Source organism: Nocardiopsis sp. L17-MgMaSL7 (assembly GCF_003182025.1).
GTDB classification, from domain to species: domain Bacteria; phylum Actinomycetota; class Actinomycetes; order Streptosporangiales; family Streptosporangiaceae; genus Nocardiopsis; species Nocardiopsis prasina.
In genome coordinates this window covers 17,476-41,829 of sequence record NZ_QGTF01000018.1, presented here as the reverse complement: position 1 = coordinate 41,829, position 24,354 = coordinate 17,476, and the positions used below count along the sequence as shown (strand labels likewise).

General features: G+C 71.3%; 25 protein-coding genes and 1 tRNA gene. 16 read left to right on the top strand and 10 right to left on the bottom strand.

Annotated features, from left to right (window positions below; genetic code table 11):
* Positions 1–452 precede the first annotated feature (452 nt).
* Together BDW27_RS24135 and BDW27_RS24130 are read left to right on the top strand one after the other, a co-directional pair.
* Positions 453–1,073, top strand: a complete 621-nt coding sequence (locus BDW27_RS24135; RefSeq protein ID WP_110051903.1) for a hypothetical protein — start codon at positions 453–455, stop codon at positions 1,071–1,073.
* Between the two features lie 222 nt (positions 1,074–1,295).
* Positions 1,296–1,889 (top strand): hypothetical protein, encoded by a 594-nt coding sequence (locus BDW27_RS24130; protein ID WP_110051902.1) that lies wholly within the window; start codon positions 1,296–1,298, stop codon positions 1,887–1,889.
* 20 nt (positions 1,890–1,909) lie between these two features.
* On the opposite strand, the gene BDW27_RS24125 is transcribed toward BDW27_RS24130, so the two are convergent.
* A complete protein-coding gene (locus BDW27_RS24125; protein WP_110051900.1) occupies positions 1,910–3,370 on the bottom strand; it encodes an amidase in 1,461 nt (486 codons plus the stop codon).
* Between the two features lie 167 nt (positions 3,371–3,537).
* Here BDW27_RS24125 and BDW27_RS24120 point away from each other — a divergent pair, with 167 nt between their 5' ends.
* Positions 3,538–4,767 carry an amidohydrolase gene (locus BDW27_RS24120; protein WP_110051898.1) on the top strand — a complete coding sequence of 410 codons (1,230 nt, stop codon included), beginning with the start codon at positions 3,538–3,540 and terminating at the stop codon, positions 4,765–4,767.
* Between the two features lie 73 nt (positions 4,768–4,840).
* On the opposite strand, the gene BDW27_RS24115 is transcribed toward BDW27_RS24120, so the two are convergent.
* Both BDW27_RS24115 and BDW27_RS24110 read right to left on the bottom strand, forming a co-directional pair.
* A tRNA-Pro gene (locus BDW27_RS24115) sits at positions 4,841–4,914 on the bottom strand.
* 74 nt (positions 4,915–4,988) lie between these two features.
* Positions 4,989–5,909: a metallophosphoesterase gene (locus BDW27_RS24110; protein ID WP_110051896.1), complete on the bottom strand. Its 921-nt coding sequence runs from the start codon at positions 5,907–5,909 to the stop codon at positions 4,989–4,991.
* A 97-nt stretch (positions 5,910–6,006) separates the two neighbouring features.
* Between BDW27_RS24110 and BDW27_RS24105 the strand changes: the two genes are divergently transcribed.
* Positions 6,007–6,459 carry a GatB/YqeY domain-containing protein gene (locus tag BDW27_RS24105; protein WP_110051895.1) on the top strand — a complete coding sequence of 151 codons (453 nt, stop codon included), beginning with the start codon at positions 6,007–6,009 and terminating at the stop codon, positions 6,457–6,459.
* A gap of 65 nt (positions 6,460–6,524) precedes the next feature.
* Here the strand turns inward: BDW27_RS24105 and BDW27_RS24100 are convergent, their stop codons facing one another.
* Positions 6,525–8,915: a penicillin-binding protein gene (locus BDW27_RS24100; RefSeq protein WP_026129632.1), complete on the bottom strand. Its 2,391-nt coding sequence runs from the start codon at positions 8,913–8,915 to the stop codon at positions 6,525–6,527.
* Positions 8,916–9,352: 437 nt separating this feature from the next.
* Here BDW27_RS24100 and BDW27_RS24095 point away from each other — a divergent pair, with 437 nt between their 5' ends.
* Complete coding sequence (locus tag BDW27_RS24095; RefSeq protein ID WP_017546672.1) at positions 9,353–9,670, top strand: WhiB family transcriptional regulator; 318 nt, start codon at positions 9,353–9,355, stop codon at positions 9,668–9,670.
* A 14-nt stretch (positions 9,671–9,684) separates the two neighbouring features.
* On the opposite strand, the gene BDW27_RS24090 is transcribed toward BDW27_RS24095, so the two are convergent.
* The 3 genes from BDW27_RS24090 to BDW27_RS24080 all read right to left on the bottom strand — a co-directional run bounded on the left by BDW27_RS24090 (position 9,685) and on the right by BDW27_RS24080 (position 12,656).
* Positions 9,685–10,917 (bottom strand): ArsA family ATPase, encoded by a 1,233-nt coding sequence (locus BDW27_RS24090; RefSeq protein ID WP_110051893.1) that lies wholly within the window; start codon positions 10,915–10,917, stop codon positions 9,685–9,687.
* The gene (locus BDW27_RS24085; RefSeq protein ID WP_017546674.1) at positions 10,914–11,981 is read right to left on the bottom strand and encodes an ArsA-related P-loop ATPase; all 1,068 of its coding nucleotides are present in this window, start codon (positions 11,979–11,981) and stop codon (positions 10,914–10,916) included. Before BDW27_RS24085 ends, BDW27_RS24090 begins: the two co-directional genes overlap by 4 nt.
* A 99-nt stretch (positions 11,982–12,080) precedes the next feature.
* On the bottom strand, positions 12,081–12,656 hold the full coding sequence (locus BDW27_RS24080; protein ID WP_086002877.1) for a TetR/AcrR family transcriptional regulator: 576 nt from the start codon (positions 12,654–12,656) through the stop codon (positions 12,081–12,083).
* 115 nt (positions 12,657–12,771) lie between these two features.
* Between BDW27_RS24080 and BDW27_RS24075 the strand changes: the two genes are divergently transcribed.
* The 5 genes from BDW27_RS24075 (at position 12,772) to BDW27_RS24055 (ending at position 16,229) form a co-directional block, all read left to right on the top strand.
* Positions 12,772–13,731, top strand: coding sequence for an oxidoreductase (locus tag BDW27_RS24075; RefSeq protein WP_255421516.1), 960 nt, complete (start codon positions 12,772–12,774; stop codon positions 13,729–13,731).
* A gap of 60 nt (positions 13,732–13,791) precedes the next feature.
* Positions 13,792–13,965 carry a DUF4177 domain-containing protein gene (locus BDW27_RS24070; RefSeq protein ID WP_017546677.1) on the top strand — a complete coding sequence of 58 codons (174 nt, stop codon included), beginning with the start codon at positions 13,792–13,794 and terminating at the stop codon, positions 13,963–13,965.
* Positions 13,966–14,427, top strand: a complete 462-nt coding sequence (locus tag BDW27_RS24065) for a RidA family protein (RefSeq protein WP_017546678.1) — start codon at positions 13,966–13,968, stop codon at positions 14,425–14,427.
* 59 nt (positions 14,428–14,486) lie between these two features.
* Entirely contained in the window at positions 14,487–15,326 is an 840-nt protein-coding gene (locus BDW27_RS24060; protein WP_110051890.1) for an NUDIX hydrolase, read from the top strand.
* A gap of 96 nt (positions 15,327–15,422) precedes the next feature.
* Positions 15,423–16,229, top strand: a complete 807-nt coding sequence (locus BDW27_RS24055) for an MBL fold metallo-hydrolase (RefSeq protein WP_017546680.1) — start codon at positions 15,423–15,425, stop codon at positions 16,227–16,229.
* A 195-nt stretch (positions 16,230–16,424) separates the two neighbouring features.
* Here the strand turns inward: BDW27_RS24055 and BDW27_RS24050 are convergent, their stop codons facing one another.
* Complete coding sequence (locus BDW27_RS24050; RefSeq protein ID WP_187294582.1) at positions 16,425–17,099, bottom strand: Crp/Fnr family transcriptional regulator; 675 nt, start codon at positions 17,097–17,099, stop codon at positions 16,425–16,427.
* A gap of 414 nt (positions 17,100–17,513) precedes the next feature.
* Here BDW27_RS24050 and nth point away from each other — a divergent pair, with 414 nt between their 5' ends.
* From nth to BDW27_RS24035, 3 genes are all read left to right on the top strand, one after another.
* Positions 17,514–18,170 carry an endonuclease III gene (gene nth / locus BDW27_RS24045; RefSeq protein WP_040694775.1) on the top strand — a complete coding sequence of 219 codons (657 nt, stop codon included), beginning with the start codon at positions 17,514–17,516 and terminating at the stop codon, positions 18,168–18,170.
* Between the two features lie 139 nt (positions 18,171–18,309).
* Entirely contained in the window at positions 18,310–18,963 is a 654-nt protein-coding gene (locus BDW27_RS24040) for a CoA pyrophosphatase (protein WP_017546682.1), read from the top strand.
* Between the two features lie 23 nt (positions 18,964–18,986).
* Positions 18,987–20,165: a MarP family serine protease gene (locus BDW27_RS24035; protein WP_017546683.1), complete on the top strand. Its 1,179-nt coding sequence runs from the start codon at positions 18,987–18,989 to the stop codon at positions 20,163–20,165.
* Between the two features lie 78 nt (positions 20,166–20,243).
* On the opposite strand, the gene BDW27_RS24030 is transcribed toward BDW27_RS24035, so the two are convergent.
* Together BDW27_RS24030 and BDW27_RS24025 are read right to left on the bottom strand one after the other, a co-directional pair.
* Positions 20,244–20,798, bottom strand: coding sequence for an ATP-binding protein (locus tag BDW27_RS24030; protein ID WP_017546684.1), 555 nt, complete (start codon positions 20,796–20,798; stop codon positions 20,244–20,246).
* 13 nt (positions 20,799–20,811) lie between these two features.
* On the bottom strand, positions 20,812–21,159 hold the full coding sequence (locus BDW27_RS24025; protein WP_026117083.1) for an STAS domain-containing protein: 348 nt from the start codon (positions 21,157–21,159) through the stop codon (positions 20,812–20,814).
* 233 nt (positions 21,160–21,392) lie between these two features.
* Here BDW27_RS24025 and BDW27_RS24020 point away from each other — a divergent pair, with 233 nt between their 5' ends.
* From BDW27_RS24020 to BDW27_RS24010, 3 genes are all read left to right on the top strand, one after another.
* Entirely contained in the window at positions 21,393–23,690 is a 2,298-nt protein-coding gene (locus BDW27_RS24020; protein ID WP_110051888.1) for a DEAD/DEAH box helicase, read from the top strand.
* 109 nt (positions 23,691–23,799) lie between these two features.
* Positions 23,800–23,976 carry a DUF4244 domain-containing protein gene (locus BDW27_RS24015; protein WP_017546687.1) on the top strand — a complete coding sequence of 59 codons (177 nt, stop codon included), beginning with the start codon at positions 23,800–23,802 and terminating at the stop codon, positions 23,974–23,976.
* On the top strand, positions 23,954–24,310 hold the full coding sequence (locus BDW27_RS24010; protein WP_255421514.1) for a TadE family type IV pilus minor pilin: 357 nt from the start codon (positions 23,954–23,956) through the stop codon (positions 24,308–24,310). The genes BDW27_RS24015 and BDW27_RS24010 overlap by 23 nt, the downstream gene beginning before the upstream one ends.
* Positions 24,311–24,354: the final 44 nt, after the last annotated feature.

The window sequence follows — 24,354 nt, the reverse complement described above, 5'->3', positions numbered from 1 at the left end:
ACCTCCGTACGCCGTGACGCCCCGTCCCCGGGCGTCACGGCGTTCCGCCCCGGTCCGCCCCCGGTCCGGGGTTCTCGTGTTCCCGGGACCGGATTCCGGTTGGCCGGAGGTGGCCGTTTTCCACCCGGGTGGTGCTCGTGCCCGGATTCGTCGGGGCGGCTATGGGAACATGCGACGGGTCAGGACACACGTACTCGTGGATGGACCCTCGCATGGGACACCCCCTCCAGCCGACACCGCCAGGCCACTCCGGCCACCAGGGGCAGCCCCCGTTCGGGCAGCAGGGCCCACCGGGTCAGCCGCCGCCCCGGCCGCCTTACCCCCAGGGCCCGCCCGGCCACCCCGGAGCTCCGTCGAACCCGCCCCCGCCCGGACCTCCCGGCCACCCGGGCTTCCCGGGTGTTCCTGACCAGCCCCCGGCGCCCCGACGTCGGCCCCGAACCGCACTCACGGTGGCACTCACCGCCGCCGTCACGCTCGCCGTGGCGGGCGCCCTCACGTGGGTGGTCACCGCCACCACCGCCTCCTCCGCGCGGATCAGTCCCGCGAGCGGCCTGCCGACTGACGACCCCTGCGCGGTCCTCAGCGACCGAACCCTCGCGTCGATGGACGGTGAGGCCAGATACGGGGGAGCGAGTTCCTACTCCAGCGGCTGCGACTGGAGAGTCACTCTGGCGGGGGAGGAGAGGATCTTCCTCCACTTCCGTCGTTCCGTGCCGTTCTCCGCGGCGGACGCTGCCCTGCTCCGTGAACGTGACCCGCAGGCGGAGGAGTTGCCCACTGATGCCCGGGAGCTCTACGAGTCGACCGTCGAAGGGGCCTCCGAACGCTCGCGGAGCGAGGCCGCGCAGTCGCGGGACCGACCGCTGAGGTTCGGCGACGAGAGCACGTTGGTCCTCGCCGACTTCCCCACCGGTTCCGGCGACTCTCACGAGCAGGTGGTGACACTGGTCGTCCGGGAGGGACGCCTTGTCAGCGAGGTCACCCTCAACCTGGGCTCCACCGTCGACGACATCGATCTGAACGAGGCCGAGGAGCTTCTCGCCGACGTGGCAGCCGACGCCTTCGGTTGACCCCTTCCCCCCGGCGCGCGGGCGTCGCACAGAAACAGGAGGTCAGCCGTGTACAACGGCCCCCCACAGCAGTTCCCCCCACGGCAAGACGGGCCCGGAACCCCAGGCCAGGCTCCCCGAGCGCAGGAACCCGGAGGGTCACCCCCCGCCGCCCGGACCCCAGCTTCGGGGTCGCCACCCGGACGGCGCGGCACCGGGCGCGTCATCGCGATCACCGCAGCGGTGACACTCGCGATCTACGGCCTGGTCGTCGGCGGCGTGTGGGCGGTGACCTCCTCCTCGGGCTCCCACCACGCCGGTCCGTCGCTCGAGGGTCTGGACCTGGACCCGTGCTCGGCGCCCGGCAGTTCGGACCTGCGTTCCCTCAACGCCGTCCTGGCCTCCGCCTCGTACTCCGAGGCGGGCACGGCGTGTTGGTGGAGCACGGAGTTCGCGAACGGGTCCCCGGGGTCGCTCCGGGTCACCTACAGCGTCCCCGAGAACGAGGAGGGGGAGAGGACCCGCGACCCGTCCGACACGGCCAGGAGATTCGCGGAGGAGCGGGGCAAGCTGGTCGACGGCGTGGACGCCCCACGGGGTTTCGAGATCCTGGAGGGGCGTGACCTCGACCTGGGAGACGAGTCCTTCGTCTCCCACTACCTCGCGGGCACCGACGGGCAGGGCAGTAACGCGACGGTGCTCGTCCGGAACGCGGAGTACCTGGTCGAGATCAGGGTCCTGGAGACCGGGGAAGACAGGAGCGGCCGGGTCGACTTCACCGTCGGCGAGGAGGTGATCATCTCGATCGCCGAAGGTGCCGTGAGCCGTCTGGGGTGACCCCGGCACGCGGCGGCCGTCTACCCCGCGGACGCCGTCGTCACCGGACGCACGCGCTGCCCCGTGCCCGCCCCGATTTCCGGGCGGCGGTCGACGCAGCGCGTGCGGTCCTCGAACGCCTTCGCGTAGCGCAGCAGCTCCACGTCCCGGTAGTGGTCCGCGGAGAGCTGGAAACCCACCGGGAGCCCGGACGTGGTGAACCCCGCCGGGAGCGCCAGGACGGGCAGCCCCGTAGCGGAGAGCGCGCACGCCGAGCGCATCCAGTCCAGGTAGGTCGTGGACTCCACTCCGTTGATCGCGGTCGGGTAGCGCAGCCGGGCGTCGAAGGGCAGCACCTGGGCGGCGGGGCTGACCAGGAGGTCGTGGCGGGTGTGGAAGGCTCGGACGGCGGCGGCCAGCCGGGTCCGCGCGGCCGTGGCGGCGATGATCTCCCGTGCGCTCAGCGCCCATCCGGCCTCGACGTTCCAGACCACCTCGGGCTTGATCATCTCCGGCAGATCGCGCACCGCGAGCCCGAGAGCGGCGGCGAAGTCGAGGGCTCGGGTGGTGCGGAAGACCTCGTCCGCCCCGCTGAGGTCCGGAGCGGCCTCCTCGACGATGGCCCCCGCCTCCTCGAAGACGCGCAGCCGTCCCTCCAAAACCTCCAGCACCTCCGGTTCCACGGGCAGGCCCAGCCCGAGGTCCGGGCTCCAGGCGACCCGTACTCCGCGCAGGTCCCCGAGCAGCGGCCCGGCGAAGTCGGTTCCGGTGACCGGTGCCGGGGGTTGGACCCGGGGCGAGGGCCCGGCGACGGCGGACATGAACAGGGCGATGTCGGACACCTCGCGGGCCATCGGGCCGGTGCGGGTCAGCCATGCCCAGTCGTCGCTCGCCGACGGCGCCGGGATCACCCCGTGGGAGGGCCGCAACCCCACCACACCGCAGAACGACGCGGGGATGCGCAGCGATCCACCCATGTCCGACCCCTCGCCCAGGGGCTGGATCCCGCTCGCCACGGCTGCGGCCAGGCCACCGGACGAGCCGCCCGCGCTCAGCTCCGGGGCGTGGGGGTTGGTGGTCGTGCCGAAGACCTCGTTGAAGGTGTGCGAACCGGCGCCGAACTCCGGGACGTTGCTCTTGCCCGTGGAGACGACGCCCGCGCCCCTCAACCTGGAGATGATGGCGTCGTCCTCTGGGGGCACGTGGTCGGCGAGGAGCCGCGAGCCGCTGGTGCTGCGCATCCCGGCCACCGCGTGGGTGTCCTTGTGGGTCATCGGCAGCCCGTGCAACGGAGGAAGCGCGGCGCCGGACACGGTGCGCTGGTCAGCGGCCGCGGCGGCGGCCCGGGCTCGCTCCGGATCCAGGGTGACCACGGCGTTGACTGCCGGGTTCACCTCCTCGATCCGTTCCAGGTGCGCGTCGAGTGCCTCCCGCGCGGAGACCTCGCGGCGGCGGATCGCCGCCACCAGGGTGGTCGCGGACATCAGCTGGATCTCGTTCATGGTGGGGCGCTGGCTCCTTCTGCGGTCTCCGCCGGTTCAGTGGCGCCCCAGTCTCCGTTGCGGGCCGCACGTTCCGGAACCTCCCCTCGGTGGATTCGTCCTGGTTTTTCGGGAAACGACCACACGGGGGCTCACTCCGGCCCCCGACCGCGAAGGAAGGCCTGCGCATGACCAGCCCGACCGACACCGTCCTGTCCGGACTCGACACCGGGCGCGCACACCGGATCTACCGGCACCTGCACGCCCACCCCGAACTCTCCATGCGGGAGTACGCCACCGCGGACTTCGTCGCGGCCGAACTGGACGACCTCGGAATCGGGAACTTCCGTTGCGGCGGCACCGGCGTGGTCGGCGTCCTCCGCAACGGAGAGGGGCCGGTGGTGGCCTTCCGCGCCGACACGGACGGGCTGCCCATCGCCGAGGACACCGGGTTCGAGTACGCCAGCAGTGCCACCGGAACGCTGGAGGACGGCACCACGGTGCCGGTCATGCACGGCTGCGGGCACGACACCCACGTCACGTCCCTGCTGACCGCCGCCCGCGCGCTGGTGTCCCACCCGGAAGCCTGGTCCGGGACCCTCGTGCTGGTCTTCCAACCCGGCGAGGAGGTCGCGGCCGGTGCGCGGGCGATGGTCGACGACGGCCTGTGGGAGCGCGCTCCCGTCCCCGAGGTCGTCCTGGGCCAGCACGTCATGCCGCTCCGGGCCGGGACCGTCAACATCTCCCACGGGGTCGCGATGGCGATGGCCGACGCCCTGCGGGTGACGGTGTACGGCAAGCAGTCCCACGGGTCGCGGCCGCAGTCCTCGATCGACCCGATCGTCCTCGGGGCACACATGATCGCCCGATTGCAGACGATCGTCTCCCGCGAACTCGACCCGCGCACCCCGGCCGTGGTCACTTCGGGGACCTTCCACGCGGGCCTGAAGGAGAACATCATCCCGGACCGCGCGGAGTTCACCCTGAACATCCGCACGTTCGAACCCGAGGTCCGCGAGCAGGTGCTCTCCGCCGTGCGGCGGATCGTCTCCGGTGAGGCCGCGGTCTCGGGAGCTCCGGAGCCGCTGGTCGAGGAGGTCTACGCGTTCCCGAGCTGCCACAACGACCCGGCCCAGGCCGCACGCGTCGAGACGGCGCTCAGGGCCGAACTGGGGGAGGGGAACGTGTCCGTCTCCGAACCGGTGATGGGCAGCGAGGACTTCGGCCACCTGGCGGAGGCCATCGGGGTGCCCTCGGTCTTCTGGATGTTCGGGGGGTTCGACCTGGCCCCGGGCGAGGAGGCCCCGGTCAACCACTCCCCGCACTTCGGCCCGGTCATGGAACCGACGCTCACCACCGGAACCCGGGCCGCCGTCGCCGGAATCCTGGCCTACCTCGGAACCGATCCACGAGGCTGACGGGCGGTCCGGACGGCGGACCCATCTCGGACACGACGAAGGCCGGTCCCGTGGGACCGGCCTTCGTGCTTTGTCGGGGTGGCGGGATTTGAACCCACGACCTCTTCGTCCCGAACGAAGCGCGCTGCCAAGCTGCGCTACACCCCGAAGCAACGTCCCCAAGTCTAGCGGACTCGGGGAGTGCTTGGGTAATTCGATTCGGGCGGAGGCGGACCCGCTGGTCAGGGGCGGGGGACCAGGTCCAGGAGCGAGGCCTCCGGGCGGCAGCAGAACCGCACCGGGGCGTACGGGGACGTGCCCAGGCCGCCGGACACGTGCAGCCACGCGTCGCCGTACTCGTTGAGGCCCCACGCGCGCCTGCGGTCGATACCGCAGTTGGTGACCAGCGTCCCGTAGAACGGCAGGCACAGCTGCCCGCCGTGCGTGTGTCCGGCGAGCAGCAGCTGGTACCCGTCGGCCTCGAAGCGGTCCAGGTTCGAGGGCTCGGGTGAGTGCAGCACACCCAGCCTGATGTCGGCCAGCGGGTCGGCCGGACCGGCGACGTCGTCGTAGCGGTCCAGCTTGATGTGCGAGTCGTGCACCCCGGCCAGGGCCACGTCGAGCCCGTTGGCCTTCAGCGAGCCCTTGTGGTTGTTCAGGTCCAACCAGCCCGAGGCCGACATCGACGCGCCCAGCTCACGCCAGGGCAGGTCCGGCACCCGGCGCTTTCGGTAGTCCGTCTTGCTGGTCCGCCACAGGTAGCGCGCCGGGTTCTTCAACTGCGGGGAGAACAGGTCGTTGGACCCGTACACGAAGGCGCCCGGACGGTCCAGGAGCGGCCCCAGGGCGTCGATGAACGGCCCCACCGCGTCGGGGTGGGCCAGCGAGTCCCCGGTGTTGATCACCAGGTCGGGCTCGTAGGCCTCCAGTCCCCGGATCCAGTCGATCAGCATCTTCCGCCCGGGCGTCAGGTGCGCGTCGGACAGGTGCAGCACACGCAGTCGGGGGCTGCCCGGGGGCAGCAGCGGCAGCTCGTAGCGGCGCAGCCGGAACCAGTTGCGTTCGATGACCGAGGCGTATCCCAGCCCGGCCACACCGACCGCCCCGGTGATCGCTGCCGCGCGCCCGATCCGGCGCAGGAGTGGTCTGTTGTCGGCGCCCATCCGGCCCTCCTTCGTCGAGTACCGATCGTCTCAGATCCGGGGTGCCCCGCGCGCAAACCGTTGGTGGGCGTGGCCGGGGCGGCCGTAGGATCGGGCCATGTCCGAACTCAAAGCCCGTCTCAAGACCGACCTGACCACCGCCATGAAGGCGAAGGACAAGGTCCGCACCGCCACCCTGCGCATGGTGCTCACCACCATCGCCACCGAGGAGTCCGCGGGCTCTTCGCAGCGGGCGCTCGGCGACGACGAGGTCACCAAGCTCCTCATCCGCGAGGCCAAGAAGCGTCGCGAGGCTGCCGAGGCCTTCGACAAGGGCGACCGCCCCGAGGCCGCCGCCAACGAGCGGGCCGAGAGCGAGGTCCTGTCGGACTACCTCCCCAAGCCCCTCACCGACGACGAGCTCTCCCAGCTGGTCACGGCCGCGGTCGCCGAGACCGGCGCCTCCGGGATGAAGGAGATGGGCAAGGTCATGAAGATCGTCAACGCCCAGATCGCCGGGCGTGCCGACGGCGCCCGTGTGGCCGCCGAGGTCAAGCGCCAGCTGGCCTAGGGCCCCGGAACGACGAGGGGGCGGCGGTGACCAGGTCACCGCCGCCCCCTCCGTGCTGCTCGGGGTCAGTCGCTCCGGCTGGGCTGGGCCGCCGGGACCACCGGGTGCCAACCGCCGCGGTCCGGGCTCCCCTCCGAGTTGGCACGGCCGCCGCCGCTGCTCAGGAACACGTTGACCGTCGCTCCCTCAGGGAGGCGGGTGCCCGGGTTCGGGTTGACCGCGGCCACCGAACCCTCGCTCTCGGACGAGCGGACCGTCGTTCCGGACACGTTCACCGAGTAACCGGCGGCCTCCAGGGCGGCGACGGCCTCGGACTCGCCCAGACCGACGACGTTGGGAACGCCGCCGTCGTCGCTGGCCGGGCTGGCGTCCTCGTCCCCGTCGTCATCGTCATCCCGGGGAGCGCGGGGCTCGGAGGTGGAACCGAACTTGCCGGGCGCGGACGCCAGACTCTCGGTGTCCAGGCCCTCGTGGGCGCCTCGCATGGTCTCCTGCCAGATCGGTCCGGGGATGGTCGCCCCGTACACGGTCCCGAAGTACCGGTCGCCGATCCTGACGTTGCGCAGCGGGTACTGCTGGGGACCGCGCGGGTCGCCGACGAACACGCTGCTGGCCATCTGAGGGGTGAACCCGGCGAACCAGGCCGCGGCGGAACCGTCGGTGGTTCCGGTCTTGCCCGCCGCCGGACGGCCGATACCGAGGCTGGCGGCGGTGCCCCCGTTGAAGGTCTGCGACAGCAGGTAGCTGGTGCCGTCGGCGACGTCCTCGTCGATCACGCGCTCGCACTGCGGCTCGATGTCGATCGTGGCGCCCGCCTGGCGGTCCTCGATCCTGGTGATGGACTGCGGCTCGCAGTACATCCCGCCGGAGGCGAAGGTCGCGTAGGCGTTGGACACCCGCAGCGGCGAGACCTCCTCGCTGCCCAGCGTGAAGCTGCTGTTGGCGAGCGAGTTGTCGTTCTCCGTAAACAGGGTGCCGTCGGCGCGCTTCAGCCCCAGCTTCTCCGCCATCTTCATCGTGTTGCACAGGCCCGCACGGGCCTGGAGCTGCGCGAAGTAGGTGTTGGAGGAGGCCTTGGTGCCGGACACCATGTTGTGGTTGCCCGCGTTGCTGTCACCGGCGTTGCTCAGCGACCACGACTCCAGCCGACCGCCGTTGCAGGAGGTCTGGCCGCTCACCGTGGTGGAGCTCGGTGAGTTGAAGGAGGTGCCGAAGGGCAACCCCTCCTCCAGCGCGGCGGCGAGGGTGATCGCCTTGAACGTCGACCCGGCCTGGAAGCCGCTGCTGCCGCCCCGGTCGGAGTCGGTGGTGAAGTTGATCGAGGTCTCGCCGAGCTTGCTCTCGTCGGGACCGTAGTTGCGGCTCTGCATCATCCCGAGGATGTGGCCGGTGCCCGGTTCGACGACCGCCTGCGCGGCCACCTTGCGGGAGTCGTTCTCGCGCGGGACCCACTTGTCCACGGCCTTCTGGCCCGACTCCTGCGTCTGCGGGTCCAGGGTCGTGTGGATCTCCAGGCCGGCGGTGCGCAGCCAGCGCGCCCGCTCGGTCTCGTTGGGACCGAACCGCTCGTCCTGCTCGATCTCCTGCACGACGTAGTCGCAGAAGAAGGGCTGGTCGCTGGGGACGCACCCGTTGGGCGGGGTGTCCAGGTCCAGCTCCATGTCCTCGGCCTTGGCCTCCTCGGCCTCCTCCTCGGTGATGGCCTCGGTGGCGACCATGCGGTCCAGGACGACGTTGCGCCGCTCGGTGGTCTGCTCGGGGAAGAAGCGCGGGTTGTACAGGTAGGGGTAGCGGACGAGACCGGCGATGGTCGCCGCCTGGTGCAGCTCCAGCTCGCTCGCGGGCACCTGGAAGAAGTGCTGCGCGGCGGACTCGACGCCGTAGGCGCCGTCGCTGAAGTAGGCGATGTTGAGGTAGCCCTCCAGGATCTCGTCCTTGGTCATCCTCTGTTCCAGGGCGACGGCGTAACGCAACTCCCGGATCTTGCGGGCGATGGTCTCCTCGCGGGCCTCCTCCAGCTCCTCCTGTGAGGTGGCGGCCTCGATCTGCACGTTCTTCACGTACTGCTGGGTGATGGAGGAGGCACCCTCGGTGTTGCCTCCCATGGTCCGGAGGGCGGCACGCAGGGTGCCGGACACGTCCAGACCACCGTGGTCGTAGAAGCGGGAGTCCTCCATGGCGAGGATGGCGTCGACCATCACCGGGGACACGTCGTCGATGTCGACGAGCTCACGGTTCTGGTCGAAGATCTCCGCGATCACACCGCCCTCGCGGTCGTAGATGGTCGACCGCTGAGGAGGTGGAGGTGTCTCGAGTTGGCTGGGCATGTCCAGGAAGCCGCTGGCGATGTTGCGGGCGGTGATCCCCATGCCGCCGACCGCCGGTAGGGCGAGTGCGGCGACGAGGAGGCCGGCGATCACACCGACGACGACCAGTTGGCTGATTCTTTGAAGCAATGTCCCCTGACCCACCCCATCAGACTAAGTGACCACGAACGCTCAGAAGCGGTGCGATCGGTAACGGACGGTGCGTTTTCACGCCGAATCGCCCATGACTACGCACGAGCCGTATCCCCGGACCATCCTTCCACGGTTAACGCAGACAGCCCCGGGTGTGGTTCAGCCGACACGCACCCCAGCCCCGGTCGGGGAGGGTGGTCGGCCGGTCGCGCAATGGCCCGCTCGGGCCATATCCGTGAGACGGAAAGTGGGTCGAGTGGGTTCTGTTGGCGCGGCGATCCGAACCGTACTTTCGAGATACGGGGCGCCGTGACGATGCGTGCACGTCGCGCCCCACGCGGTAGCGGGAGGCCACCGTGTTCACCTCCACTCAACCAGAGCACACCAACCACCTTTGACCGCGAGCGCTAGCACACGTCTGGGAAGTGCGCCACATGTGGACCCATCAGTGGACGACAGAGGCCCTGTGCCGTCAGATCGACCCCGACGCCCTTTTCGTCCAGGGCGCCGCGCAGAACCGCGCCAAGCTCTTCTGTCACGGCTGTCCCGTGCGTGTCGAGTGCCTCGCCGACGCGCTCGACCACCGGGTGGAGTTCGGGGTGTGGGGCGGCATGACCGAACGCGAACGCCGCTCCCTGCTACGCAAGCACCCCGACATCACCGACTGGGCGCCCCTGCTGGAGGAGGCCCGCCGGGAGGGTGCGGACGACCTCTCCCGGATCGCGTGGACCCTGCGGGACACGCCCGCCTGAGGCCCGGAGCGGCCTCAGGAGTCCTCCGGCGCGGTCTCCCCGGGGCTCGCGGTCCCTCCGGTGGAGGACGCTCCTTCGGTGCCTCCGGCGAGCGCCACGCCGATCCCGCGCAGACCGGCGAGGTCGTGCACGTCCTCGGGCCGCGCCGGAACCTCGACCACCCGCGCCCCCCGGTGGGCCGACAGCATCCGGGCCCGCAGCCGCTCCTCGCGCTCGTGTGCCCGGACCCGCTCGGCGTGAAGGCGCAGGGCCGCCGCCGCGAGCGGGTGGGAGTCCGACTCCTTCAGGGAACCGGCGGCGGCCAGCGCCTCGTCCGCGCCCAGACGCGCCCCCGGCCCGGACGGCAGCGGATGCGTCCGGTTCAGCACCAGGCCCGCCAGCGGCATGGACTCCGCCGCCAACCGGTCCATGAAGTAGGAGGCCTCGCGCATCGCGTCCGTGTCCGGGGTCGCCACCACCACGAAGGCCGTCCCCGGCGTCTGGAGCAGCCGGTAGGTGCGCTCGGCGCGTTCCTGGAACCCGCCGAACACCGTGTCGAACGCGGAGACGAAGGAACGCAGGTCGGCCAGGAACTGGGCCCCGACGATCTTGCCCACCACCGATCCCACCACGTTGAACCCGGCACCCAGCAGCCGGAACGCACCGGTGGCCGGGGGGGTCAGGAAGCGGATGAGCCGACCGTCCAGGAACCGGCCGAGCCGCTTGGGTGCGTCCAGGAAGTCCAGCGCGGACCGGCTGGGCGGGGTGTCCACCACGATCAGGTCCCAGTCGCCGGACTGGCGCAGCTGCCCCAGCTTCTCCATCGCCATGTACTCCTGCGTGCCGGAGAAGCTCGTGGAGAGGGTCTGGTAGAAGGGGTTGGCCAGGATCTGGCGGGCCCGTTCGGGGTCGGCGTGCTCCCTCACGACCTCGTCGAAGGTCCGCTTCATGTCGAGCATCATCGCGTGCAGGCTGCCCCGGGCCGATTCGGGGAGCGGTACCGGGCGCGGGGTGTTGTCCAGCTCCACGAGCCCCATCGACTGCGCCAGGCGCCGGGCCGGGTCCACCGTGATCACCACGGTGCGCCGTCCGCGTTCGGCGGCGCGCAGCCCCAGCGCGGCGGCGGTGGTGGTCTTGCCGACCCCGCCCGCCCCGCAGCACACGACGATCCTCGTGCGGGTGTCGTCCAGCAGGGCGTCCACGTCCAGCGGCGTGCCCTCACGTGGCCCCCGGAGGCCCGGACCCGTCCCTCTCCGGTCCTCGGTCACCGCTCCACCCCCTGATCGGTCAGGCTCCGGGCCAGGTCGCCCAGCACGGCGCGGTCCACCCCGCCCTCCACCCGGGGCAGCTCCACCATGGGCAGGCCCAATCCCTCCAACTCGCCGCGGACCCGTTCCTCCAGCAGCTGGCGCAGCGCGTGCGCGCGCACCTCGCCCGCGAGGTCCTCGGCCAGCTCCTCGGGCGCCTCCAGCAGAGCCGGGTCCAGCGGTGCGGCCCGGAGCCCCGAAGCGAGCGCGGTCGAGTCCAGCTCCCCCGTGACGGCGGCGGCGAGGTCGGCGGCGTCCAGCAGCGGCGGTGCGACCATGTTCACCAGGACTGAGCCCAGGGGCAGTCCCAGCTCGCGCAGCTCCGCGATCCCGTCCCGGGTCTCCTGGGCGGGCATTTCCTCCAGCAGGGTCACGAAGTGCACGCGGGTGCGGGCGGACCGGATCACCTCCATGACCCGGTCGGCGTGGCCGCGAACGGGCCCCACCCGGGCCAGCCCCGCCACCTCGGAGTTGACGTTCAGGAACCGCCCGATCCTCCCCGTGGGCGGCGCGTCCATGACCACGGCGTCGTAGTGGAAGGGGGCGCTGGAGGGGGAGTCAGAGGACCGTCCCCGATCGCCCGTGCGCCGCCGGACCGCCTCGGTGGCCTTGCCGGTGAGCAGGACGTCGCGCAGCCCCGGGGCAATGGTGGTGGCGAAGTCGACGGCGCCCAGCCTGGTGAGCGCCTGACCGGCCCGGCGCATCCCGTAGAACAGCTCCAGGTACTCCAGCAGCGCCGCCTCGGCGTCCGCCGCCAGCACGTGGACGCAACCCCCGCCGGGCGCGGTGATCATCTCGCGCTCCTCGTAGGGCAGGGCGGGACTCCCGAGCAGGGAGGCCACCCCCTGGCGGCCCTCCACCTCGACCAGGAGCACGCGTCCGCCCCGGGAGGCCAGGGCGAGCGCCAACGCCGTGGCGGCCGTCGTCTTCCCGGTACCGCCCTTGCCCGTCACGATGTGCAACCGGGCACCGGCGAACGCCGTCCCCGGGTCGTCACCGCGCGGTCCCTGTTCACGATCGCTCACCCCACGGAGTCTATGTGCGTGCCCTCCACCCGGCGCGGGCGAGGTGTCGTCGGGCGCGGAGGCGTCCCGCGCCCTTGCTGCCCCCGGGGCGGTCCCGGGTCAGCTCCGCGCGCCGAGCCGGATCCCCTCGATCGTCATACGGACGAGTTCTTCGCTGTCGACTCGCCACGTCTCGACCCCGAGGTGACCGCTGCGCTCGAGTTCCGCGATGCCGTGCGCGGTGGACATCAGCAGCGCGCCGTATCGGGGGGCATCGGTCGTACCGACCAGATCACCGAGCAGGTCGAGGAACCCGTCCTGGAGACGACCGGCGGACTCCGCGGCCTCGCGGTCCTCGGCGGGCGTCGCGAACATGAGCGCGTACAGATGCGGTCGCTCGCGTGCGCGTCCGATGAGCGCCATGACCGCGCTCTCCAGCCTGGCTCCCGGGTCGCCCGAGCCCGTGCGCAGCTGCTCGACCTCGGCGGCGAGGGAGTCCCACGCCGCGATCGCGAGCGTGGCCAGCAGCTGCTCCTTGTTCGTGAAGTGCCCGTACGGCGCACCGCGTGAGACCCCGGCCCGCGCACCGACTCCGCGGAGGGTGACCATCGCCGCACCGCCCTCGTCCAGCAGTTCGGACGCGGCTCGAAGGAGGGCGCTACGGGTCGCCGCGGCCGTCTCAGCTCTGGTCACCATGGCCGAATTCTACTTGACAGTGTCACATGAATCGCCCATCATCATTCATATGACAAAGTCATATGAATCTCGTCCCCCGCACGACCCGGTGGACGGTGCCGCCCCCGCGGGCGGTGTGCGGGCAGCGTTCTCGGCTTCGAGCGTGCCCCCGATGCGGGGCCGCACCGTTGTCGTCACCGGCGCGAACAGCGGCATCGGCCGGGTCACAGCCCGGGTGTTCGCCGAACGGGGCGCACGGGTGGTGCTGGCGGTGCGCAGCGAGGAGAAGGGGCGCTCCGCAGCCGCGGAGATGACCGGTGAGGTCGAGGTCCGACGACTCGACCTCGCCGACCTCTCCTCGGTTCGTGCGTTCGCCCGGGACCTCACCGACCCCGTCGACCTGCTGATCAACAACGCGGGTGTGTCACTCCCGCCCCCCATCCGCACCGCCGACGACTTCGAACCGCAGCTCGGGACCAACCACCTCGGCCACTTCGCGCTGACGAACCTGCTGCTCCCACGGATCCGGCAGCGGGTCGTCACGGTGGCCTCGCTCGCCCACCTGCTCGGCTCGATCGATTTCGGCGACCTCAACCAGCACCGCAAGCGCTACCGGGGCATGGCCGCGTACGGGCAGTCCAAGCTCGCCAACCTGCTGTTCACCAGCGAACTCCAGCGCCGACTGGAGGCGGTCGGCTCACCGGTGATCGCGACGGCCGCGCACCCGGGGATCTCGGCCACGAACCTGATGAGGTCCGAGGACCCGGGCCCGGGCTTTCGGCTGGGGCAGGCCCTGATCGGCGCGCTCACACAGAGCCAGGACGACGGTGCCCTTCCCACGCTCTACGCCGCCGTCGCCGAGATCCCTGGGAACGGCTACGCCGGTCCGGGCCGACTCATGGGGCTCCGGGGAGCTCCGAAGCTGGTCGGACGGGCACGCAGAGCGCGGGACGCCTCCGTGGCGCGTCGGCTGTGGGCGGTCTCGGAGGCCCTGACCGGAATCGGCTTCCCCCTGGAACCCGGCGGGCACTCGGAGGGACCCGTCCTGAGGGGGGCGTCACCGGGTCCGCCTGACCTCCCGGGTGGGCGCGGGTGAGTAAGGTGAGCGGCGTTGAGGGGCGGCCCCAGGGGCCGCCGTGACCGAGAGGGGTAGACGATGACCAAGTGGGAGTACCAGAGCGTGGCGCTGCTGTCGCACGCCACCAAGCAGATCCTGGACAACTGGGGTGAGGACGGCTGGGAGCTGGTCTCCGTCGTGCCGGCGCCGCTGCCCGAGGGCACCGACCCGCGCAACCAGCAGTACGTCGCCTACATGAAGCGGGCCAAGTAGATGGCGACCCCGGAGGAGCGGATCGCCGAACTCGGGCTCACCCTGCCCGAGGTCGTTCCCCCGGTCGCGGCCTACCAGCCGACCGTCCGCAGCGGTGACCACGTCTACGTCTCCGGCCAGCTGCCGTTCGTCGACGGCGCCCTTCCGGCCACCGGCAAGGTCGGTGCCGAGGTCAGCCCGGAGACCGCCAAGGAACTGGCCGCCGTGTGCGCGCTGAACGCCATCGCGGCGGTGCGGGCCGAGGTCGGCGACCTGTCCAACGTGGTGCGCGTGGTGCGGGTGGGCGGCTTCGTCGCCAGCGACCCCGGGTTCACCGGGCACCCCGGTGTGATCAACGGGGCCAGCGAGCTGCTCGGCGAGGTCTTCGGTGCGGCCGGGGTGCACGCCCGGGCCGCCGTCGGTGTCGCGTCCCTGCCGTTGGACGCCCCGGTCGAGGTTGACATGATCGTCGAGGTCCGCTGACCGGACCCGAGGACGACCCGGGCCACAGCGCGGCCTTCGTGAACGACGGGAGTGAGTCGATGACCGAGGACGACGGTGTGGCCCGGCCCCGCCCCGCAGCCACCGTGATGTTGCTGCGTCCGGCGGCGGGCTCGGACGCCGGACGGGCGGAGCGCCCCATGGAGGTCCTGCTCATGCGCAGGGTGCCGACCATGGGGTTCGCCCCGGGCGCCTACGTCTTCCCGGGCGGCCGGGTGGACGAGCGCGACGCCGACGGCGACCTCCCGTGGACCGGCCCGTCGCCCGAGGAGTGGGCAGGGATCCTGGGAACGGACGTGGCCCGGGCCCGTGCCCTCGTGTGCGCGGCGGTCCGGGAGACCTTCGAGGAGACCGGCGTCCTGCTGGCCAGCGAACCCGAGCGGGCGGGCGTGGAGGCGATCACCCTCGACACCGCCACCGACGACTGGGAGCGGGACCGGCTGGGCCTGATCGACCACACCCACTCCTTCACGGAGGTGCTGCGTCGGCGCGGGCTGGTGCTGCGCTCGGAGTGGCTGCGCGCGTGGTCGCGGTGGATCACCCCCAGCAACCAGCCGCGCCGGTTCGACACCTGGTTCTTCACGGCCGAACTCCCTCCGGGGCAGGCGGCACGCGACGTCGGCGGCGAGGCCGACCTCACGCGGTGGACCGACCCGTCCGTGGTCGCCGAGGAGTGGGGCGCCGGCAGGATGCCGATGCTGCCGCCGACCGTGATCGCCTGCGCCCAGCTGGCGGACCGGCGGACCCTCCAGGGTGTGAGGGAGGCCCGGCGGGATATCGTTCCTCTCGAACCGGACGTTCGGGAAATAGGCGGACAGCTCCGTGTCGTGGCGCCGGACGGCAGCGACTTCCCCCTACCGGGGCCCGGCGCGGGACAGTGAGCACGGCGTCCGCTCCGGCGGCGCGCGGCGCCCCGTCGTGGGGCGGGCCGCGGGCCCTCCGGGCGGCTCCGGGTACGGCGATCGAAGCGAGGTGCGATGAGGATCGACGGTTCCGGGACACTGCGCGCCGGTTGCGTGCTCTGCCCCAATCCAGGCCCGATGACGCTGGAGGGCACCAACACCTGGATTCTGCGTGAACCGGGCGCGCGCGGGGTGATGGTCGTCGATCCGGGCCCCCACGACGAGCGCCACCTGGAGCGGGTGGCGCGGACCGTGCAGGAACAGGGCGCCCAGGTCCAGATGGCCGTGGTGACGCACCGGCACTTCGACCACGCCGAGGGTTCCCGTTACTTCTCGGAACTGACCGGTGCGCCCGTGCACGCGGTGGACCCGCAGGTGCGGGTGGGCGGCGCGGGCCTGGAGGACGGTCAGCTGCTCGACGTGGACGGTCTGGAGGTCCGGGTCATCGCCACGCCGGGGCACACCGACGACTCGGTCTGCCTGCTCGTCGAGGCCGACAGCGCCATCCTGACCGGGGACACCATCCTGGGACACGGCACGACGGTGATCGACGGGGACGACGGCCTGGCCCCCTACATGGACTCGCTGTACCGCCTCCGGGGCCTGGTGGAGGAGTACCAGGTGCGGACGCTGCTGCCGGGGCACGGGCCGATCCTGACCTCGCCGACGGCCGCGCTGACCTCCTACATCGACCACCGTGAGGCGCGTCTGGCGCAGGTGCGGGACGCGGTGGCGGCCGGAGCGGCGGGGGTCGGGGAGATCATCGACCGCGTCTACCCGGACGTGGTGGAGAGCGTCCGCCCGGCCGCGGCCTCCTCGGTCCGGGCGCAGCTGCGCTACCTGGCGGTCAAGGGCGAGCTCCCCGAGGGGTTCGAGGAGTAGGTCCGCGTCCCCGGGGCGCGCGTGCGGGCCAGGAGCCCGCGCGCCCCCGCAGCCGAAGCCCCGGAGTCGAAGCCCCGGTACCGAAGCACGGAGCCCACGCGGCCCGGAGAGCGCCTGAGAGGCCCCTGAAAGCGCTGCGGCCGCCACCCCGGAGGGCGGCGGCCGCACAGCGTCTGTGGTTCTGCTGAGGCGTCCCTAGCGGGCGCGACGGCGCATGCGCTCGACATCCAGCAGGACCACGGCCTTGGCCTCGATCCGCAGCCAGCCGCGCAGGGCGAACTCGGCGAGGGCCTTGTTGACCGTCTCACGGGAGGCGCCCACCAGCTGGGCCAGCTCCTCCTGGGTGAGGTCGTGGTGCACGTGCAGGCCGTCGTCGCCCTCCTTGCCGAACTTGTCGGCGAGTTCGAGCAGGGCCTTGGCCACACGGCCGGGCACGTCGGTGAAGACCAGGTCGGCCATCACGTCGTTGGTCCGGCGCAGTCGGGCGGCCAGCGACTTCAGCAGCTGGAGGCCCACCTGCGGGCGGCTTGACAGGAAGGGCCGCAGGTCGTCGTGGCCGAGCCCGGCGAGCACGGAGTCGGTGACGGCCACGGCGCTCGCGGTGCGCGGGCGCGGGTCGAACAGCGACAGCTCTCCGAACATCTCGCTGGGGCCGAGCACGCCCAGCAGGTTCTCGCGACCGTCCACGGCCGTGCGGGTCAGCTTCACCTTCCCGCTGAGGATCACGTACAGGCGGTCGCCCTCGTCACCCTCGTTGAACAGGGTCTGACCGCGACCGAGACGCACCTCGTTCACCGAGGAGCGGAGCGCGGCCGTGTCCTCCTCGTCCAGCGCCTCGAACAGAGGGGCCTTCCGGAGCACCTCGTTGATCTCGTCCACACGTCCTCCTAAAACCTGACCGTCAACAGTGTGACGTATATCGCAACCGGGTGGGAAACCAGTTCGTTACCACGGCTAGTCCGCCGGGAGACAACGTGCCCACAACAGCCGACGTCAGCCCATGCGATCCTAGTCGTTGCCGACTTGGGTCACGGCGTGTCCGCGCCGTACGACCGGACATTGGTTACATAATCTCGGTCACCAGTCGAAACGTCGGCACGCGACCGAATCCCGGCACCGGTGTGAGTCGACCCGGACGTGCCCCCACGACCGGACGCCTACCCTGTGACGATGTCCCACACTCCAGAGCCCCGTCACACCGCGTCCGAGGAGGGCGCGGCCGTGTCGGAGAACGCCACGCCCACCGGGGAGAGCCGACTCGCGCTGGTCCGCCGCGCTCGGAAGATGTACCGGGAGCTCTCGGAGCTGTACCCGGACGCCCACGCCGAACTGAACTTCACCACCCCGCTGGAGCTCCTGGTCGCGACGATCCTGTCCGCGCAGTGCACGGACAAGCGGGTCAACCTGGTCACCCCGGCGCTCTTCGCGCGCTACCCCGACGCCGAGGCCTACGCGTCGGCCAGGCGCGAGGAGCTGGAGGAGATGATCCGTTCGACGGGGTTCTTCCGGGCCAAGGCCAACAGCCTGTTGGGGCTGGGCCAGGCCCTGTGCGAACGACACGGCGGCGAGGTTCCTGGAAACCTCGCCGACCTGGTCAAACTACCCGGTGTAGGACGAAAAACCGCAAACGTACTGCTCGGTAACGCCTTCGATGTGCCGGGGATCACCGTGGACACCCACTTCGGCCGACTGGTCCGGCGATTCGGGTGGACCGACGAGGAGGACCCGGTCAGGGTCGAACACGCCGTCGGTGAACTCTTCCCGCCCAAGGACTGGACGATGCTCTCCCACCGGGTGGTGTGGCACGGCCGCCGCGTGTGCCACGCCCGCAGGCCCGCCTGTGGCGCGTGCGGCGTGGCCCGCTGGTGCCCGTCCTACGGGGAGGGGCCCACGGACACCGAGACCGCCACCAAACTGCTGCGCATGCGCTCCTTCGCCTGACCGGCCAGGACCCGGAGACGCGGGCACGGGTCCCGGCAGTTTGTACCCTGAATCACGTGAGTGCGCGCACACCGGCTCCCGAGGCGTCCGCACTCGTACAGATGTCGGCGCGACAACCCCCGGAACAGGTTCCCAGCGAATGAACTCGACCCCGCTCTGGCTGTCCGCGCTCGCGGACGACGCCCGGACGATGCCGGTGCCCAAGCCGATGCGCCCGCCGGAACGGGGCGGCCGCGAGTCCGCCGTGCTCATCCTCTTCGGGGAGACCGACCGGGGCCCCGACCTCCTGCTCATCCAGCGCAACGACGGGCTGCGCCGCCACGCTGGCCAGCCCGCCTTTCCCGGCGGGCGGATCGAACCCACCGACGCCTCACCCGAGGCGGCCGCGCTGCGCGAGGCGGAGGAGGAGACCGGTGCCGTCCCCGCGGGGATCGACGTGGTCGGCCGTCTCCCCGAGCTCTACCTGAGCTTCAGCGACTTCCGGGTCGCCCCCATCCTCGGCTGGTGGCGCGAACCCTCCGAGGTGCGCGCCGCCGACGCCGGGGAGGTCGCCGCGGTGGCCCGCGTCCCCGTCGCCGACCTCGCCGACCCCGCGAACAGGGTCAAGGTCCGCTACGGGGGAGGCCCCATGTGGGGGCCGGGGTTCCGGGTGGACGGCATGCTCGTGTGGGGTTTCACGGGGGCGATCATCGACAGCCTGCTCGTTCTCGGGGGATGGGAACTTCCCTGGCGTGACAGGGGTCTAACAGACGTGTTCGAAGCCACCCCGCAGGGACTCCGCCCGGTCGGGTAACGCTCACTTCTTGGAGGGCATCCGTGCTCGACGCGGTCCTGGTCATCCTGTTGCTGCTCTTCGCGGTGACCGGCTACCGGCAGGGGTTCATCGTCGGCGTCTTCAGCTTCGTCGGCTTCATCGGCGGCGGGATCGTCGCGGCGCTCACCGCGCCCGGGCTCATCCAGGAGTGGGTGGCCGACCCCGGGCGCCAGGCCCTGCTGGCCATCGCCGTGGTGTTCCTCTCCGCCGCCCTGGGCCAGTTCCTCGCGTCCTACCTGGGCACCATGGTGCGCAACAAGGTCACGTGGGACTCGGCGCGCGTCGTGGACGCGCTCGGCGGCGCGGTGGTCAGCGGGATCTCGGTGCTGCTGGTCGCCTGGTTCATCGGCAGCACGGTGGCCAACTCGGCCCTGCCGTACGTGTCCCAGCAGGTCAAGGAGTCACGCATCCTCCAGGCGGTGGACTCGCTGATGCCGGACGCCGCGCACCAGGGCTTCTCGACCTTCCGCCGGGTGGTGGACCAGAGCGCCTTCCCGCAGGTGTTCAGCGGCCTCGGTACGGGCGAACTCGCCGAGGTGGACCCGCCCGACCCCGACGTCCTCACCACACCGGAGCTCATCGAGTCCAGCCGCAGTGTGGTCAAGGTGCTCGGTACCGCCCCCTCCTGCCAGCGGCGGGTGGAGGGCACCGGCTTCGCCTACGGCCAGGACCGCATCATGACCAACGCCCACGTGGTCGCCGGGGTCACCGAGGACCTGCGCGTGGTCACCCGGGACGGGCACCAGCTGGAGGCCACCCTGGTGCTGTTCGACGCCCAGCAGGACCTGGCCGTGCTGCACGTGCCCGGAATGGACCTGGAGCCCCTGGACTTCAACGCTGAGGCGGTTCAGGGAGACGACGCCGTCGTGGCGGGCTTCCCGCGCAACAGCGGGTTCACCGCGGTCCCGGCGCGCATCCGCGCCAAGCAGACCGCGCAGGGCTCGGACTTCTACCACGCGCAACAGGTGAGCCGGGAGATCTACCAGGTGCGTGCGGTGGTGCGCCCCGGCAACTCCGGCGGCCCGCTGCTCGCCCCCGACGGCACCGTGTACGGAGTGGTGTTCGCCGCGGCCACCAACGAGGACGAGACCGGCTACGTGCTGACCGCCGACGAGGTCGCGGCCAACGCGGAAGAGGGGCTGACCGCCACCGCGGAGGTCTCGTCCCAGACCTGCGACTGAGCGCGGTCGGGGCGGGAGCCCCACGGACGACGAGGGGGCGCCTCCCGGTGCGGGAGGCGCCCCCTCGTGACGTGAGGCCTAGTTCGAGCTCGGGTTCTGGGTCTGGTCCGCGTGGAGCGGCCAGCTCATCCGGACCACCGTGCCCGATTCCTCGGGTTCGATGCTCACCTCGTCCGCGAGGCCGGTGATCACCGCCAGGCCGAGGCCGGGGGAGAAACCGGAGATCCCGCCGGGAGGGGTGTCCTCGCCGTCCAGGAAGAGGCCGTCGAGCAACGGCTCCAGGCGGTGTGGCGTCTCCTCGGTGTCCTTCGCGGGGGCACGGTCGGAGACGACCACCTCGAAGCGTCGTGTCGCGCTCCCGGTGGAGCCCGGCATCGGGTTCGAGGCGTCGGTACTGGGGTCCGTCGCCGGATCGGGTCCGCTGCCGTCGATCAGCTGGAGTTGGATCGGCTGCGTGGGGCAGTGCAGCTTGTGCGCCGCGACCGCCCGTGAGCAGGCCTCACCGACCGCCAGCCTGATCTCGTCGATCGCGGAGGCGGCGATACCCGCCCGACGCGCGACGGTCGCGGCCATGAGCCGAGCCGTACGCACGTGGGCCGGGAGCGCGCTGATCGTGAGCGTGATGGTTGCCATCGCTCGCTCTGGGTTACTTCGACGAACGCTTGTCGATGGCTTCCTGCACAGAGCCGTGGATACCGAACACCTTGGTCAGCCCGGTGATCCGGAAGATCTTCAGAATCCGCTCCTGGGTGCAGACCAGGTCCAGGGTTCCGTCGTGAGCACGGACCCGCTTCAACCCGCCCACAAGCACACCGAGGCCCGTCGAGTCCAGGAACTCCACCTTCTCCATGTTGACCACGAGGTGGAAGTTGCCCTTGTTGACCAGGTCGATCAGCAGCTCGCGGAGCCGGGGCGCGGTATAGACATCGATCTCACCCTCAACGACGACGATCTCGGTGTCGCCCTCGGTGTAATGATCAAGCTTCAAATCCACAAGTCCTCCAGCGCCGAACCGCGAAATATCGCGAAGTATCTCTGCCGGGCGTTACCCCACCAGCACGCATTCAACCACGGGTGTCGCTAATGTCTGCCCGCCATGCACGCGCAAACGGCGACCCCGCGCCACTCCTACCCCGGATGTCACACTGAAACCGACGTCGAGCGGTGCCCCGAACCTCGGAACGAGGGCGGACGACTCGCGAACGTGTCCAGTGAGGAGGGGACTCGATGAGGCGATCGGAGCCCGCGCTCCCCGGTGTGTGGCGTGACGACACCCGGTACCCGCAGGTCACCCACATCGAGCATGTGGCCCGGAACGCGGGAGTGAGTGGGGACTGGCCTGAGTGGACAGCCCCCCATCTGGTCGAACGGCTGGCCGAACGGGGGATCACGGGTCCGTGGTCCCACCAGGCAGCCGCCGCCGACCTCGCACGCTCGGGCCGTGATGTGATCATAGCCACGGGCACCGCCTCGGGGAAGTCGCTCGCCTTCCTTATGCCCGCTGTGGACGCCGTTGACTCAGGGGAAACGGTGCTCTACCTCTCTCCCACGAAAGCGCTTTCCCAGGACCAGCTCAGATGGATTACGGACCTGGGACTTTCGGGCATGCGCGCGGCCGTCTACGACGGCGACACCACCCCCGAGGAGCGCTCCTGGGTGCGCGAGCACGGGAACTACGTCCTGACCAACCCGGACATGCTGCACCACGGCATCCTGCCCCGGCACGGGGCGTGGTCGAGGTTCCTGCGGCGGCTCCGCTACGTGGTGATCGACGAGGCCCACCGGTACCGGGGGGTCTTCGGCTCGCACGTGGCCCAGATTCTGCGGCGTCTGCGCAGGCTGTGCGCCCGCTACCGCTCCGAGCCGGTGTTCGTCCTGGCCTCGGCCACCTCGGGATCACCCGCCGAGAGCGCCACCCGGCTGACCGGCGTCCCGGTCACCGCCGTGAGCGAGGACGGTTCTCCCCGGCCGGGGATGTCCGTCGCGCTGGTCGAGCCGGAGCTCACCGACCTCACCGGCGAGCACGGCGCGCCGATCCGCCGCACCGCGCCCTCGCAGGCCGCCGAGATGCTCGTCGACCTGGTACGGGACGGGGTTCGGACGCTGGTGTTCGTGCGTTCGCGCCAGGGCGCGGAGGTGGTCGCGATGAACGCCCAGAGGATGCTGACGGAGGACGGCGAGCACGACCTGGCCGGACGGGTCGCCGCCTACCGGGGCGGATACCTGGCCGGTGAGCGGCGCGAACTCGAGGAGGCCCTGAGATCGGGGGAGCTCCTCGGCCTGGCCAGCACGAACGCCCTGGAACTGGGTGTGGACATCAGCGGTCTGGACGCCGTGCTCATCGCGGGTTGGCCGGGCACGCTGGCGTCGCTGTGGCAGCAGGCGGGCCGGGCCGGGCGACGCGGGGAGGACGCCCTGGCGGTGTTCATCGCGCGCGACGACCCCCTGGACACGTATCTCGCCCACCACCCCGAGGCCATTTTCGGGCGCTCCGTGGAGGCGACCGTCCTTGATCCGGAAAACCCGCACATCCTCGGCCCGCACCTGTGCGCGGCCGCCCAGGAGCTCCCGATCACGCGTGAGGACCTCGCCCTCTTCGGGGAGACCACCGAGGGCCAACTCGCCGAACTCGTGGACCGGGGCCTGCTGAGGAAGCGCCCGAGGGGCTGGTTCTGGACCAGTCACGAACGGGCAAGCGACCTCGCCGATATCCGTGGTGCGGGTGGGCCTCCGGTCCAGATCGTCGACACCGCCAGCGGACAGCTGCTCGGGGAGATCGACGAGGCCGCCGCGCACGGAACCGTCCACGCCGGGGCGGTCTACCTCCACCGGGGCGCGACCTACCTGGTCGACGACCTCGACCTGGACGAGGGGGTGGCCCTGGTGCACGCCGCCGAGCCGCCCTACAGCACCTGGTCCCGGGACACCACGGACATCACGGTGCGGTCGGTGCTCCGTGAGGAGGCCTGGCCGAGCGGGGCGAAGGTCTGCTTCGGCGAGGTCGAGGTGGTCCGCCAGGTGGTGGGCTTCCTCAAACGGGACGTGCGCACCGGCTCCGTCCTGGGCGAACAGTCCCTGGACATGCCCGAACGCACTCTCCAGACCCGCGCGGTGTGGTGGACCCTGCCCCGGGAGGGGGAGGACCGGCTGCGCGGGGAGGACGTCGCCCTCCTGGGGGCCGCGCACGCCGCCGAACACGCGGCGATCGGCCTGCTGCCCCTGCTCGCCACCTGCGACCGCTGGGACATCGGCGGGGTGTCCACCGCCCTGCACGGGGACACCGGGAAGCTGACGGTGTTCGTCTACGACGGCTACGAGGGCGGCGCGGGGTTCGCCGAACGCGGCTACGCGGCGGCCCGGGAGTGGCTCGGCGCCACCCGGGCGGCCATCGCCGACTGCGAGTGCGAACAGGGCTGCCCCTCGTGCATCCAGTCGCCCAAGTGCGGCACCGGCAACGAACCTCTGAGCAAACCCGGGGCCCTGCGCCTGCTCGACGAGGTGCTGGGAACCGCGAACCGGGCCTGAGACGAAGTTGTCCACAGGCTGGGGACAACATCTTCCATCCAACCCGGGATGACCGCACTCTGGAAGGACCGGACGGACGCCCTTCCGCCCGGACCACCAGGGAGGTCCCGTGTTCTCTTCGCCGTGCCCGTTCACCCTCGACCGGGGCATGAGTACCGCCGAGTACGCCGTCGGCACGATCGCAGCCGTCGCCATCGCGGGGGTGCTCTACCTCATCGCCACCAGCGAACCCGTCTCGGCCGCGCTCACCAAGGTCTTCGTCGATGCGCTCCAGCCCCGGCACTGACCACGGCTCCGTGACGATGGAGGCCGCCATGCTGCTTCCCACGCTGATGCTCCTGCTGGCGGTCGCCCTCGGCGGGATCGCCGCCGCCGAGGCTCGGCTGTCCTGCGCCGACGCCGCCCGGATCGGCGCCCGCGCACTGGCCCGTGGGGAACCGCCCGAACGGGCCCGGGCCCTGGCTCTGTCGGCCGCGCCCGACCGGGCCCGGGTGAAACTCTCCGAGGGCGACGGCACCGCCCGCGTGACCGTCCGCGCCGAACTCCGGATCGGTCCCCTCCGAGCTCCGCCGCTCGGTGTGGGCGCCGAGGCGGCGGTCCCCCTGGAGGCACACGGATGAGCCCGGGATTCGCGGTCCGGTTCCCGGTGGCCGCCCCGGGATCA